The 13,475-nt window shown below is 75.0% G+C and carries 13 protein-coding genes; 5 read left to right on the forward strand and 8 right to left on the reverse strand.

From position 1 onward, the window contains the following. Positions 1-66 precede the first annotated feature (66 nt). The 4 genes from rplI to rpsF are packed head-to-tail and all read right to left on the reverse strand — an operon-like array spanning position 67 to position 1,709. The gene (rplI, locus tag ACYVOF_RS02005; RefSeq protein ID WP_460863798.1) at positions 67-525 is read right to left on the reverse strand and encodes a 50S ribosomal protein L9; all 459 of its coding nucleotides are present in this window, start codon (positions 523-525) and stop codon (positions 67-69) included. 16 nt (positions 526-541) lie between these two features. Then, positions 542-778, reverse strand: coding sequence for a 30S ribosomal protein S18 (gene rpsR / locus ACYVOF_RS02010; protein ID WP_460863799.1), 237 nt, complete (start codon positions 776-778; stop codon positions 542-544). 48 nt (positions 779-826) lie between these two features. Further along, positions 827-1,378 carry a single-stranded DNA-binding protein gene (locus tag ACYVOF_RS02015; protein ID WP_460863800.1) on the reverse strand — a complete coding sequence of 184 codons (552 nt, stop codon included), beginning with the start codon at positions 1,376-1,378 and terminating at the stop codon, positions 827-829. A 40-nt stretch (positions 1,379-1,418) separates the two neighbouring features. Then, positions 1,419-1,709, reverse strand: a complete 291-nt coding sequence (rpsF, locus tag ACYVOF_RS02020; protein WP_460863802.1) for a 30S ribosomal protein S6 — start codon at positions 1,707-1,709, stop codon at positions 1,419-1,421. Between the two features lie 148 nt (positions 1,710-1,857). Between rpsF and ACYVOF_RS02025 the strand changes: the two genes are divergently transcribed. The 5 genes from ACYVOF_RS02025 (at position 1,858) to ACYVOF_RS02045 (ending at position 6,363) form a co-directional block, all read left to right on the forward strand. Then, complete coding sequence (locus tag ACYVOF_RS02025) at positions 1,858-3,597, forward strand: putative bifunctional diguanylate cyclase/phosphodiesterase (protein WP_460863804.1); 1,740 nt, start codon at positions 1,858-1,860, stop codon at positions 3,595-3,597. Between the two features lie 49 nt (positions 3,598-3,646). Continuing rightward, the gene (locus tag ACYVOF_RS02030) at positions 3,647-4,423 is read left to right on the forward strand and encodes a deoxyribonuclease IV (RefSeq protein ID WP_460863806.1); all 777 of its coding nucleotides are present in this window, start codon (positions 3,647-3,649) and stop codon (positions 4,421-4,423) included. A gap of 100 nt (positions 4,424-4,523) precedes the next feature. Continuing rightward, the gene (locus ACYVOF_RS02035; RefSeq protein WP_460863808.1) at positions 4,524-4,757 is read left to right on the forward strand and encodes a DUF1737 domain-containing protein; all 234 of its coding nucleotides are present in this window, start codon (positions 4,524-4,526) and stop codon (positions 4,755-4,757) included. Continuing rightward, positions 4,754-5,179: a rhodanese-like domain-containing protein gene (locus tag ACYVOF_RS02040; protein ID WP_460863810.1), complete on the forward strand. Its 426-nt coding sequence runs from the start codon at positions 4,754-4,756 to the stop codon at positions 5,177-5,179. Before ACYVOF_RS02035 ends, ACYVOF_RS02040 begins: the two co-directional genes overlap by 4 nt. Continuing rightward, positions 5,143-6,363 carry an O-succinylhomoserine sulfhydrylase gene (locus ACYVOF_RS02045; protein WP_460864088.1) on the forward strand — a complete coding sequence of 407 codons (1,221 nt, stop codon included), beginning with the start codon at positions 5,143-5,145 and terminating at the stop codon, positions 6,361-6,363. Before ACYVOF_RS02040 ends, ACYVOF_RS02045 begins: the two co-directional genes overlap by 37 nt. Before the next feature lie 32 nt (positions 6,364-6,395). Here ACYVOF_RS02045 and ACYVOF_RS02050 read toward each other — a convergent pair whose 3' ends face one another. The 4 genes from ACYVOF_RS02050 to ACYVOF_RS02065 form a co-directional block, all read right to left on the reverse strand. Then, positions 6,396-8,015, reverse strand: a complete 1,620-nt coding sequence (locus tag ACYVOF_RS02050; RefSeq protein WP_460863811.1) for a glycosyltransferase family 87 protein — start codon at positions 8,013-8,015, stop codon at positions 6,396-6,398. Between the two features lie 7 nt (positions 8,016-8,022). After that, positions 8,023-10,227, reverse strand: coding sequence for a transglycosylase domain-containing protein (locus ACYVOF_RS02055; protein WP_460863814.1), 2,205 nt, complete (start codon positions 10,225-10,227; stop codon positions 8,023-8,025). A 72-nt stretch (positions 10,228-10,299) separates the two neighbouring features. Further along, complete coding sequence (locus ACYVOF_RS02060) at positions 10,300-10,737, reverse strand: DUF5318 family protein (protein ID WP_460863815.1); 438 nt, start codon at positions 10,735-10,737, stop codon at positions 10,300-10,302. A gap of 44 nt (positions 10,738-10,781) precedes the next feature. Continuing rightward, positions 10,782-13,211: an amino acid permease gene (locus ACYVOF_RS02065; protein WP_460864089.1), complete on the reverse strand. Its 2,430-nt coding sequence runs from the start codon at positions 13,209-13,211 to the stop codon at positions 10,782-10,784. Positions 13,212-13,475: the final 264 nt, after the last annotated feature.

A 13,475-nucleotide genomic window follows, 5' to 3' on the forward strand; every position in this document is an offset into this window, starting at 1 on the left:
GTCCGGACGCACCACGGGCCCGCTCCCGGGGTGGGAGCGGGCCCGTGGTGGGCGGAGCGGGAGCAGTCAGCTCGCGGGGACGACCTCGACGGTGACCGACGCGGTGACCTCCGGGTGCAGGCGCACCAGGACCGGGTGCTGACCCGTGGCCTTGATGTGCTCGCGGGGCAGCTCGATGGTGCGCTTGTCCAGCGTCGGGCCGCCGGCGGCCTTGAGCGCACCGGCGACGTCACCGGCGGTGACGGAGCCGAACAGCCGGCCGGAGCCGCCCGCGGTGCGCACCGGCAGGGTGACGGACTCCAGGCCCTCGAGCGTGGCCTTGACCTCCTGGGCGTGGTCGAGGCCGCGGATGGCCCGGGCCTCCTGCGCGCGGCGGATGCCGGCCACCTGCTTCTCGGCGCCGCGGGTGGCCTGGATGGCCAGGCCGCGGGGCAGCAGGTAGTTGCGGCCGTAGCCGTCCTTGACCTCGACCAGGTCGCCGGGGGCGCCGAGGTTGTCGACGTCGGCGGTGAGGATGAGCTTCATCGTCGTCTCCTCCCGGTCAGCGTGCGGTCGACGTGTACGGCAGCAGGGCGACCTCGCGGCTGTTTTTGACCGCGATGGCGATGTCCCGCTGGTGCTGGGTGCAGTTGCCGGTCACCCGGCGGGCGCGGATCTTGCCCCGGTCGCTGATGTACTTGCGCAGCAGCGGGGTGTCCTTGTAGTCGATGTGCTCGGTGCGCTCCTTGCAGAAGGTGCACACCTTCTTCTTCACCTTGCGGGGTGGGGGCTTGGCCATGACGTGTTCTCCTCGGAGCAAGTGGTCGTTAGGGGAGGTCGAGCTGGATCAGAAGGGCGGCTCGTCGTCGGAGCCGCCGCGGCCGCCACCGAAGGACGACGAGCCCTGCGCGGGCGCGGAGCCCCAGGGGTCGTCGGCCGGGGCGCCGCCGCCGGAGCGCTGGCCGCCGGGCTGCCCGCCCTGCGAGCCACCGCCGTACCCGCCGCCGCCACCGCCACCAAAGTCGCCGCCACCGCGGCTGACCTTGTTGACCTTGGCGGTCGCGTAGCGCAGCGAGGGGCCCACCTCGTCGACCTCGAGCTCGACCACGGTGCGCTTCTCACCCTCGCGGGTCTCGAAGGAGCGCTGCCGCAGCCGGCCCTGGACGACGACCCGGGCACCCCGGGTGAGGGACTCCGCGACGTTCTCGGCCGCCTGCCGCCAGATGTTGCAGCGGAGGAACAGCGGGTCGCCGTCCTTCCACTCGTTGGTCTGCCGGTCCATGGTGCGGGGGGTGGAGGCGACCGTGAAGGTCGCCACCGCCGCACCCGACGGGGTGAAGCGCAGCTCGGGGTCGGCCGTCAGGTTGCCGACCACGGTGATGACTGTCTCGCCTGCCACGGGGTCTCCTCAGGTGTCGGTGCGGTCCGCCGGGGCGGGCCTACTTCGAGTCGTTCCGGATCACCTTGGTGCGGAGCACCGACTCGTTCAGCGACAGCTGCCGGTCGAGCTCGCTCACGGTCGCCGGCTCGCACGAGATGTCGATGACGGCGTAGATGCCCTCGGCGTGCTTGGCGATCTCGTAGGCGAGGCGACGACGTCCCCAGACGTCGACCTTGGTGACGCTGCCGCCGTCGGTGCGGACGACGTTGAGGAACGTGTCGAGCGACGGTGCGACGGTGCGCTCGTCCAGGCTCGGGTCGAGGATGACCATCAGTTCGTATCGACGCATGGGACCACCACCTCCTGTGGGCTGGGTCGGCCGCGGACGTTCCGCGGCAGGAGGGTCGTTGCGTCAGCAACCGGGCTATCGTACCAGCCACGGGCACCGCGGGACCGCGTCGTGCCTGGTGACGCCCCCTGATCCCGGGAGTCGACTCATGACGTGGCGGTGGACCGAGCGCGCGACCGAGCCGGTGCCCGGTCCCGTCCCGTTGCGGTTGTGCGCCCTGCTGTGGGCGGCGACCAGTGCAACCGGCCTGCTCAGCGTCAGCAGGCCGAGCCCGGGCATGCACCGGGGGCCGCTGCTCGCCCTGTGCCTGCTCGGCCTCGCGGGGTCCGTGGCGTTCGTCGGGGTGGGACGGCGGCGCCCCACCTGGTTCCTGCACACCTTCGTCGTCGTCGGCTACCTGGCGCTGGCCGGGGCCGTGGTGGCCGTCGGGCCCGACGACGCCCGCGCCGTGGCCACCACCGGCTTCTTCGCCGTCTCCGCGCTGCCGCCGCTGCTGCTGTTCGAGGCCCCCGTCGCGGCGGGCTACGTCGGGGCCTCCCTGGTCCTGCTGCACCTCTCGCTGACCGTGGGGCACCCGGAGCGGTCGGCCGCGTCGGCCGTCGCCCTGTGCACCACCGTCACCGCGGGGGCCGTCTACGCCTACTTCGTGCGGGGCCGCGGGGCCGCCGAGGTCGACCCGCTGACCGGGCTGCTCAACCGCCGCGGGCTCGACCGCCGGCTGGACGCCCTGGTGGGCGCGGCCGCGGCGGGCGGGCCCCCGGTGAGCGTGGGGCTGCTCGACCTCGACCACTTCCGCCGGGTCAACGAGACGGCCGGCGCCCCGGCGGGCGACGAGCTGCTGCGCGAGGTGGCCGCGCGGCTGGCGCGCCTGCTGCCGGCGGGGGCGTGGGCCGCGCGCCTCGGGGGCGACGAGTTCGCCGTGGTGCTCCCCGGCAGCGACGGGAGCGGGGCCAGCACCGTGGTCGAGGCGGCGCGGGCGGCCGTGCCCGCCCCGGCCACCGCGTCGGCCGGGGTCTCCGGCTGGGAGCCGGGGGACACGGGCTCGCTGCTGCTCGGCCGGGCCGACGTCTCGCTCTACCGGGCCAAGCGCGGCGGCCGGGGGCGCACCCTGACCCACCCCCGGGCCGACGGCGGGGACGCGCTGCGCGCCGCGGTGGCGGCGGGCGAGCTGCGGCTGCTGCTGCAGCCGGTGGTCGACCTGCGCTCCGGCGAGGTCGTGGCCGCCGAGGCCCTGGTGCGGTGGGCGCACCCGCAGCTGGGCCTGCTCGACCCCGACGCCTTCATCCCGGCCGCCGAGCTCGACGGCTCGGTGGCCGACCTCGACGACTGGGTGCTGCGGGCGGCCCTCGCGGCCGCGGACCGCTTCTCCCGCACCCACGGCCGGCCGCTGCTGGTCACCGTCAACACGGCCGGGGCGAGCCTGCTGCGCCCGGACCTGCCCGACCGGCTGCGCGCGGCGCTCGCCGAGACGGGGACCCCGCCGCGGTCGGTCTGCCTGGAGATCACCGAGACGGCGCTGACCGACGGGGGCGCGCTGCTCGACGCCGTGCACCGCGTCCGCGCCTGCGGCGTGCAGCTGGCCATCGACGACTTCGGCACCGGGTGGTCGACGCTGAGCCGGCTCGACGAGCTGCCGGTGGACTTCCTCAAGGTCGACCGCGCCTTCGTCGCCCGCCTCGGCGCCGACGGTCGCTCCCCCGTCATCACCGCGATCGTCGCGCTCGCCGACGCGTTCGACCTGCAGGTCCTCGCCGAGGGGGTGGAGACCCCGGAGCAGGCCCGGGCGCTGCTGGCGCTCGGCTGCCGGCACGCCCAGGGCTACCTGATGAGCCACCCCGTGCCGCCGGACGAGCTGCCCGTCCGCGTGGCGCCCCCCGCGGACGGCTGAGCGGGGCCGGGCCGGACCACGGGCGCCACCCGGCCCTACCCTGGGGCCCATGCTCATCGGTGCCCACGTCCGTGACGACACCGACCCGGTCGGCACGGCCGCCGAGCTCGGGGCCGAGGTGGTCCAGCTCTTCGTCACCGACCCGCAGAAGTGGGCGAAGCCGGCGCCGCACCCGCAGGCCGCCGAGCTGCGCGCCGCCGACGTCGAGGTCGTCGTCCACTCCTCCTACGTCATCAACGTCGCCAGCCTGAACAACCGCATCCGCATCCCCAGCCGCAAGCTGGTGCTGCAGCAGGCGCAGGCCGCGGCCGAGCTGGGGGCCCGCGGGCTCGTCGTGCACGGCGGCCACGTCCGCGAGGGCGAGGACGTGGCCGAGGGGGTCGCGAACTGGCGCAAGATGTTCCAGCGCCAGGCCGCCGACGGCGGCTTTGCGGTGCCGGTGTGGGTCGAGAACACCGCGGGCGGGGAGCACGCCATGGCCCGCCGCTTCGACGCCCTCGCCCGGCTGTGGGACGCGATCGGGGAGTTCGACGTCGGCTTCGTCCTCGACACCTGCCACGCGTGGGCGGGCGGCGAGGACCTCGTCGGCGTGGTGGACCGGGTGCGCGCGATCACCGGCCGCGTCGACCTGGTGCACCTGAACAGCTCGCGCGACGAGTTCGACTCCGCCCGCGACCGCCACGCCAACCTCGCCGACGGGACCATCGACCCCGCGACGCTGGTCGCGGTGTGCGCGGCCGCCGACGCCCCCGTGGTGTGCGAGACCCCCGCGGAGGGCCTGGCCGCCGACCTCGCCCACCTGCGCTCCGCGCTACGCCCGGCCTGAGGGCCCCGCCCGGCCCGGCACCCACCTCGCCGTCGACCCCGGTCGGCGGGGTTGCCACACTGGTCGCCACCACCACCCGCGCCGCACCAGGAGCCCCGCCGTGACCGACCAGCCGACGAGCACCCCCGCGGTGCCGCTGCCCGAGACGCTGCCCTACCGGCTGCTGTCGGGCACCGACGACAGCGCCTTCTGCGAGAAGGTCAGCACCGCGCTCGCCCAGGGGTACCGGCTGCACGGCGACCCGGCCGTCACCACCGGCCCCGACGGCACCGCCCTGGTGGTGCAGGCCGTGGTGCTGGCGGCCGCCGTCGACGAGCGCGGGGAGCTGCGGTGAGCGCGTCCGGGGGCCACGCGGGCGACCTGACCCCGCAGCAGGCGTGGGCGCTGCTCGAGTCCGACCCCGACGCGGTGCTCGTCGACGTCCGCACCGAGGCGGAGTGGCAGTTCGTCGGGGTGCCCGACACCTCCCCGGTGGGCCGCAACCCCGTGCTGGTGGAGTGGAACACCGCCGACGGCCCCAACGAGGGCTTCCTCGACGACCTGGCCGCGGCCGGGGTGCCCACCGACACCGAGCACCCGGTGCTGTTCCTGTGCCGCTCCGGGCAGCGCTCCGTCGCCGCGGCGCGGGCCGCCACCGAGGCGGGCATGCCGCGGGCGCACAACGTCTCCGACGGGTTCGAGGGCGCGCTGGACGCCCAGCACCACCGCGGCGGGTCCGGCTGGCGGGCCGCCGGCCTGCCGTGGCGCCAGTCGTGAGCCGCCGGGAGCTGCGGCCCGACACCCTCGCCGTCCGGGGTGGCCTGGACCGCACCGGGTTCGAGGAGAACTCCGAGGCGCTGTTCCTCACCTCCGGCTTCGTCTACGGCAGCGCCGCCGACGCCGAGGCCGCGTTCGCCGGTGACGTCGACCGCTTCGTCTACTCCCGCTACGGCAACCCGACGGTCGCCGTGTTCGAGGAGCGGCTGCGCCTGCTCGAGGGCACCGAGGACTGCTTCGCCACCGCCAGCGGCATGTCCGCGGTGTGGACCGCGCTGGCCTCGCTGGTGCGGGCGGGGGACCGGATCGTGGCCGCGCGCAGCCTGTTCGGCTCCTGCTTCGCCATCCTCAACGAGATCCTGCCCCGCTACGGCGTCACCACCGAGTTCGTCGACGGCACCGACCTCGCGCAGTGGGAGCGGGCCCTGGCCACCCCCGCGGCCGCGGTGTTCTTCGAGACGCCGTCGAACCCCATGCAGGAGGTCGTCGACATCGCGGCCGTCGCCGCGCTGGCCCACGCCGCCGGCGCACAGGTGGTGCTGGACAACGTCTTCGCCACCCCCGTGCTGCAGCGGGCCACCGACCTCGGGGTGGACGTGGTGGTCTACTCCGCCACCAAGCACATCGACGGGCAGGGCCGCGTGCTGGGCGGGGCCGTCCTGGGCCGCCGCGAGCTCATCCGCGGGCAGGTGGAGGAGATGATGCGCCACACCGGGCCCGCGATGAGCCCGTTCAGCGCCTGGGTGCTGCTCAAGGGCCTGGAGACGATGGCCATGCGGGTGCGCCACGCCTGCGCCGGCGCGCTCGAGCTGGGCCGCTGGCTGGAGCAGCAGGACGAGGTGGCCTGGGTGCGGCACCCCTTCCTCGACTCCCACCCGCAGGTGGAGCTGGCCCGGTCCCAGATGTCCGGCGGCGGCACGGTCCTCACGTTCGCCCTCGGCGGGCCGGGCGCGGGCCGCGACCGCGCGTTCGAGGTGCTCGACCGGCTCGAGGTCATCGACATCTCCAACAACCTGGGCGACGCGAAGTCGCTCATCACCCACCCCGCCACCACGACGCACCGCAAGCTCGGCGCCGAGGGCCGCGCGGCCATCGGCCTGACCGACGCGGTGGTGCGGCTCTCGGTGGGGCTCGAGGACGTCGAGGACCTGCGCGAGGACCTCGCCACCGCCCTGCAGCGCTGAGCCGGGTCGATCCCCCTCGGCTCAGGAGGTGCTCAGCCGACGGGCACGGGGTCCGGGGCCCGGCCGGCGGGGGTGGGCCGCAGCGCCGCGGGCAGCCACGACGGGGGTGCGTCGGGAGCGCCGTCGAGCACGCCGCCCGCCGGGTCGTCCACCGGGCCGGCGGTGCCCCCCTCGCTGCGCACCAGGTCCCGCGCGGGCCGCCACACCTCGCGCACCACGACCACGCAGATCGCGACGACGGCGAGGTCGCGCAGCACCACCGCGCCGGTGAACCACTGCTCCGGCAGGCCCTTCCGGTCCACGCCCAGGTAGTAGAACATCCGCGGCACCCACACCAGGGCGTCGAGGAACATCCACCCCAGCAGCAGCCGCACCCGGGGCACGGCCAGCACCGCCAGCGGCACCAGCCACAGCGAGTACTGGGGGCTCCACACCTTGTTGGTGAGCAGGAACCCGGCCACCACGAGGAACGCCAGCTGCGCCAGCCGCGGCCGGACGGGGGCCCGCAGCCCCAGCCAGGCGACGGCCGCGCACACCAGCGCGAACAGCACCAGGGTCACCGCGTTGAGCACCGCCGGCGGCTGCCCGGCCGCCAGCGGGCCGTCGAAGCCCGACCACCCGGTGAAGGAGGTGACGACGTTGTAGAGCGAGTCCGGGTCGGCCCCGCGGGTGGAGTTGAGCCGGAAGAACTCCGCCCACCCGGCCGGGAAGGCCAGCGCCACCGGCAGGTTCACCACCAGCCACGCCGCCGCGGCCGCGACGGCGGACCGCACCCAGGGGCGCACCGTCCCCGTCCGCAGGCACAGCACCAGCAGCGGTCCGAGCAGCAGCAGCGGGTACAGCTTGGCCGCGCCCCCCAGGCCCAGCAGCACGCCGGCCAGCACCGGCCGCCGGCGCGCCCAGGCCAGCATCCCGGCCGTCGCGGCCGCGGTGGCCAGGGCGTCGAAGTTGGTGAACACGTGCACGGCCACCAGCGGGGAGACCGCGACCAGCGCGGCGTCCCACACCCGCCGTCCCGAGAGCCGGCTCACCGCCCACACCGTGACGAGCCAGGCCACGGAGAGCCCCAGCGCGGCCACCGTGAAGTAGAGGACCACCTCGAGCGCGCCGGGCAGCAGGCCGGCCTGCGCCCCGGCGTACCAGGCCTTGGCCACCAGCATGGCGCCGTACTGGTAGAAGCCGGTGACGACCGGGTACTCCATGTGGCGCACCTGCTCCGCGGCCGTGCCCACGCCGTCCACCCACGCCGTCTTGTAGGGCAGGGAGCCCTGGTCGAGGCGCTCGGCGGAGTAGAGCGGGACGGTGTCGGAGTAGCACATCGCGACGTAGGGCCGGCCGTTCGACCAGTCCAGGGTGGGCACCCCGCCGGGCCCCGGCTGCTGCTGCAGGCAGGCGGCCTTGCCGAACCAGCCCAGCGCGAGGAACACCACGGCGAGGGCGAGGACGACCCGCAGCGGCGTCAGGAACCGGCTGCGGCCCACCACGGCGTGCGCCCCGACCGGTCCGCCCACCACCGAGCTTGCCTGCCCGACGGTGGGGTCGGCGAGGCTGGGCGCGACCCGGTCCACGCCGGGGCGCAGGCTGCGCCGGTCGCGCGCCGGCCGCGCCGGGGACACCACCTCGGTCTCGGCCCCGGGGCCGCCGGGTGCCACGGCCCGTCTAGCCGATCCGGATCGGGGGGACGAGCCCCGCCGGGCCCGCCGGGGCCGTGGTGGTCGGCGCGGTGGTCGTGGGCCGGCCACCGCCGCCCCCGCCGGCACCCGGGGCGGTCGTCGTCACCGGCGGCTCCGTCGTCGTGGGCGGGGCCTCGGTGGTGGTCGTCGGCGGGGCCTGCGTCGTCGTCGTGGTGGGCGCCTGCGTGGTCACCGGGGCCTGCGTGGTGCGTCGCGGGGCCTGGGTGGTCTGCGGCACGTAGGTCTGCGTGCTCTCGATGGCGGCGGCCTCGGGGAAGTCCTCGTCCGGCGTCCCGTCGAGCGCACCGTCCATCGTCGACTTCCAGATGTCCGCGGGCAGCCCCGAGCCGTAGATGATCGAGCCCGAGGAGTTGGTGATGGCCGTGCCGTCGGGCGAGCCGACCCACACCGCGGTGGACAGCGACGGGGTGAAGCCGACCATCCAGGCGTCGCGGTTCTCGCCGGTGTCGCCGAGCTGGGTGGTGCCGGTCTTCGCCGCCGACGGCCGGCCCCCGGCCAGGCCGTGGCTGCGCGAGGCGGACGCGATGGGCTGCATCGCCTTGGTGACGTTGTTGGCGATGTTCGGCTCGAAGGCCTGGGTGCCCGCGGGCGTGCCGCGGTCGAGCAGGACGGTGCCGTCGGCGGTGACGACCTTCTGCACGAAGTACGGCGGGTGCTGCTGGCCCTGCGCGGCGAAGGTCGAGTAGGCCGCGGCCATGTCGATCGGCCGGGTCTCGTAGGCGCCGAGCGCGATCCCGTTGTTCGGGCCCGACCCGTCCGGGTTGACCAGGGTCGGGGTGTTCGTGCCCGGGAACGTCGTCGGCACCCCGGCGGCGTGCGCGGCCGCGGCCACCGCGTCGGGGCCGATGTCGGCGGTGATCTGGTAGAAGATCGTGTTGATCGAGAGCAGCAGCGCGCGGGAGACGGTGCAGCTGCCGCAGGACTCGCCGTCGGAGTTGTTGACCAGCTGGCCCTGGATGGTCTGCCCGGACGACCCGTCGTAGACGTCGCTGAGCGCGACCCCCTTCTGGAGGGCCGCGGCGAGGACGAACACCTTGAACGACGAGCCGGGCTGCAGGTTGGTCGAGGACGCGTAGTCGAAGCCGTTGCCGTCGTTGCCGCCGTAGTAGGCGCGCACCGCCCCGGAGCGCGGGTCCACCGAGACGACCGCGCTGCGGAGGTTGCCCGGCTCGCCGGTGAGCACCTCCTGCGCCGAGGAGACCGCGGCCGCCTGCGCCTTCGGGTCGATCGTGGTGGTGATCTGCAGGCCCTCGGTGTTGAGCTGCTGCTCGCTGATCCCCGAGGTGCTCAGCTCCTGCAGCACCTGGGTGCGGATGAGGCCCTCCGGCCCCGTCGCGTCGCTGCCGTCGTTGGCCGCGGCGCGCGGCAGCACCGTCGGGTAGGTCTCGGTGGCCCGCTCGGCGGCGGGCAGCCACCCCTGGCTCACCATCCCGTCGAGGACGAACCCCCAGCGGTCCAGCGCCACCTGCGGGTTGTTCTCCGGGTCGTTGTAGCTGGGGCTCTGGATGGACGAGGCGAGCACGGCGCCCTCGGCGACGGTCAGCTGCTCGACGGGCTTGCCGAAGTAGGTCTGCGCGGCGGCGGCGATGCCGTACGCGCCGCGGCCGAAGTAGATGGTGTTGAGGTAGGCGGAGAGGATCTCGTCCTTGCTGGACTGGCGGGCCATCTTGGTGGAGACGACCAGCTCCTCCATCTTGCGCAGCAGGGTCTGCTCGCTGCCGACGAGCGCGTTCTTCACGTACTGCTGGGTGATGGTCGAGCCGCCCTGGGTGTCGCGGCCGCGCAGGTTGTTCAGGGTCGCGCGCGCGGTGCCGGTCAGCGAGAAGCCGGGGTTGGTGTAGAACGAGCGGTCCTCGGCGGCGAGCACCGCGTTGCGCACGTGCTCGGGGATGGCCGTGATGGGGACGTCGGTGCGGTTGCCCTCCGGCGGGACGACCTTGCCGATGACGCTGGTGCCGTCGGCGGCGAGGATGGTGGCCACCTGGTTGGTGCGCAGGTCCTCCGGGCGCGGGACGTCCACCGAGACGTAGGCGACCGCGAAGGCCAGCACCGGGAAGATGATGACGAACGCGACGACGCCGTAGAGGCTCCGGCGGACGGTGCGCCAACGGGAGGGCGTGCGTCGCGCCCGACGGCTCTCGGCGCGGGTCCTCGGGGTGGGCTCGCTCACGGGGGGATCTCCTGGGTGTTCGGGGACTGCTCGGTCGGGAGGGTCTCGGGGTGGGGCGCGGGGCGCCCGGTGTCACTCGCCTGCGGTGCGGCGGTCGGCGGCGCGGGGCCGGCGCGGCCGGCCTCCCGGCTCCACGGGGGCGCCGAGGACGTAGGACAGGACGAGGTGGTTCCAGCTGCAGGTGCGGCAGACCTCGACGGTGTGCACCGCGAACTCGTCGTGCACCGCGGCCAGCCGGGCCAGCTCCTCCGGGCTGCGCGCGGAGCCCGCGACCGGGCCCAGGTGCTCGCCGAACACCCACGACACCAGGGTCAGCTGCTCCTTGCGGCACACCGGGCAGGTGACCGCGCTGGGCCGGCCGTGGAACGTCGCCGCCCGCAGCAGGTAGGGGCTGGCGTCGCACACCTCGGTGACGCCGCGGCGCCCGGAGTGCACCTCGGCCAGGAGCGCGCGGCGCTGCAGGGCGTGGTCGACGACGTGCCTGCCGACCTCCTGACGCTGCTGCTGCACGACCGACAGGGTACGTGCGGGCCCGTGACGGGCGGGTGGGGCTGCTAGCCGGCGGGGGTGCGGCCCGGCCCGGCGTCGGCCCCCGCGCCGCCGGTGCCGGGGTCGGCGCCGGGGTCGGTGTCGGGGTCGGCGGGGCCGGTGTCGGGATCGTCGGGGCCGGTGTCGGGGTCGTCGGGGTCGGTGTCGGGGTCGGCGAGCAGCTCCACCGACGGCGAGCCCATCACCGCCCGGCCGTCGTGGTCCCCGACCCGGCCCCGCAGCCGCACCAGGGCGCCCGGCTCCAGGCCCGGCACGCCACGGCGGCCCCGGAACAGCGCGGTGACCGAGCCGCTGTCGTCGGCCACCTCGCAGGTGAACACGGGGGCGTCACGGTCCACGCCCACCTGGGTGGTGCGCACCCGGCCCGTGACGGTGACCACGCCGCGGCGCACCCGGCCCGCCGGCGACGACCCGGGCGGCGACGCGGGGGCGTCGTGCTCGGCGACGTCGGGGTCGAGCGTCGCTCCCGCCGCGGTGGCCCCGGCCCGCCGCGGAGCCCCGTCGCCACCGTCGCCGCGGGTGGCGGGCACCAGCGGCGCCACCCGGCCCGCGGAGGTGGCGAGCCGCCGCTCGGTGTCGAACGGCACGATGATGGCGACCGCGTGCGGCAGCTGGGAGACCACCCGGGCGATGCGGTCCGCGGTCCGGTCGTGCAGCACCCGGGCCAGCACCCCGGCGTAGGTGCGCCGCGGCAGCAGCACGCTGACCTCGGTCCGCGGGCCGCCGGCGCGGGTCACCAGCTCCACCGCGCGCGCTCCCAGGCGGCGGTCCGGGGTGTCGACCAGCTCGAGCGGCACCGGCAGGTTGCTGCGCTCCCACGCCTGCTCGATGAGCCGCGCCCGGGCGGAGTCGAGCACGAAGTGCACGGCGCGCAGGCTGCTCGGCCGCAGGCTGCGGCCGTACCGGATGGCCTCCAGGGTGGCCAGGTCGAGGGTGTCGACGAACACCAGCGCCACGTGGTGGGAGTAGGTGCCACGCGCGGCGTCGCCGTCGGTCTCGTCGCGCAGCACCGCCGCCTCCTCCCGGTACTCGCGGTTGAGCCGGATCAGCGCGTAGACCAGCACCGGGAAGACGACCACGACCGCCCAGGCCCCCTCGGTGAACTTGGCCACCGCGAAGATGGCCACGACGACCGCCGAGATGAGGCCCGCGGCGCCGTTCACCGCGATGCCCGCCCGCCAGCGGCCCTCCCGACGGGTCTGGTGGTGACGGGCCATGCCGAGCCCGGCCATGGTGAAGCCGGTGAAGACCCCGATCGCGTAGAACGGCACGAGCGCGTTGACCTGCGCGTCGGTGACGAGCAGCAGCACGACGGCGATGCCGGTGAGCAGGACGATGGCGTTGCTGAACACCAGGCGGTGCCCCCGGCGGCGCAGCTGGCGGGGCAGGAACGCGTCCTCGGCCACGAAGCTGGCCAGGAACGGGAAGCCGTTGAAGCTGGTGTTGGCCCCGGTGAACAGGATCAGCGCGGTCGCCGCCTGCACCACGATGAACAGGACGTGGCCGAGGGCGCCGTCACCGAAGACGAGCTGCGCCTCCTGGCTGATCACCGACGGGTAGCCGGCCTCGTACGGCGTGGCGTGGGTGAGGTAGGCCAGCAGCGAGACGCCGCCGACGAGGAACGCCAGGGTCAGCGACATGATCGTCATCGCGCGGCGGGCGTTCGGGCCCTCGGGCTTCTCGAACGCGCCCACGCCGTTGCTGATGGCCTCCAGGCCCGTCAGCGAGCTGCCGCCGTTGGCGAAGGCCCGCAGCAGCACCAGCACGGTCGCACCCATGACCAGCCCGCCGCCCTGCCCGAGCGGGACCGTGCCCTCGAGCGAGGCCGGGTCGACCTGGGGCAGCGTGCCGAGCAGCGCCCGCACCACGCCGGTGACGATGACGGCGGCCATGGCGGCGACGAAGAGGTACGTGGGCAGCGCGAACGCCTTGCCCGCCTCCTTGATGCCGCGCAGGTTGCCGTAGGCCAGCAGCAGCACCACCCCGATGGTGATCTCGAGGCTGTACGGGCCGAGCGCGGGGACGGCGGAGACCACGGCGACCGTGCCTGCGGCCGACTGCACCGCCACCGTGACCACGTAGTCGATGAGCAGGGCCACGGCCGCGACCTGCGCGACCTTGGGCCCGAAGTTCTCCCGGGCGACGACGTAGGACCCGCCCGCGCGGGTGTAGACCATGACCACCTGGCGGTAGGACAGGGTGAGCAGCACGAGGATGGCCAGGATCACCCCGGTGATCGGCAGCAGCAGGGTGAAGGCGCCGATGGCCGCGTAGGGCAGCAGCTCGATGAGGATCTGCTCGGAGCCGTAGGCCGAGCTCGAGATGCAGTCCGGGGCGAGCACGCCCAGGGCGACGGTCTTGTTCAGCCGCTCGGAGTGCAGCTGGTCGTTGGTCAGCGCTGGGCCCAGCAGGCGGCGCTTGATGCGGTAGCCCACCGGCTCGGGAACCTGGGGCGCGGGCCCGCGGGGCGCGAGGTCGAGGTCGCACCCGGGCGTCGCCGCCGTCTCGCGGGGGGTGGTGGCGTCCGGCACGGCGGGCCTCTCGGTGCGGGCGTCACGGCGGACGCGGGTGGCGGGCCGCGGGGTCCGCAGCCGCCCCATCCTCGTCCCCCGGTGGCCCACCGCGCCCGCAAGGATCGCGCAAAGATGCTGCGGTAGTACAGGTCTTGGTCTGCGCTTGACCACGGCTTGGTCCTCGGC

It is taken from the genome of Rhodococcus aerolatus, from assembly GCF_054783215.1.

What these genes read in the sequence shown, in the direction of transcription:
- rplI (WP_460863798.1), bottom strand. Translation starts at nt 525, where the DNA reads ATGAAGCTCATCCTCACCGCCGACGTCGACAACCTCGGCGCCCCCGGC.
- rpsR (WP_460863799.1), bottom strand. Translation starts at nt 778, where the DNA reads ATGGCCAAGCCCCCACCCCGCAAGGTGAAGAAGAAGGTGTGCACCTTC.
- rpsF (WP_460863802.1), bottom strand. Translation starts at nt 1,709, where the DNA reads ATGCGTCGATACGAACTGATGGTCATCCTCGACCCGAGCCTGGACGAG.
- ACYVOF_RS02025 (WP_460863804.1), top strand. Translation starts at nt 1,858, where the DNA reads ATGACGTGGCGGTGGACCGAGCGCGCGACCGAGCCGGTGCCCGGTCCC.
- ACYVOF_RS02030 (WP_460863806.1), top strand. Translation starts at nt 3,647, where the DNA reads ATGCTCATCGGTGCCCACGTCCGTGACGACACCGACCCGGTCGGCACG.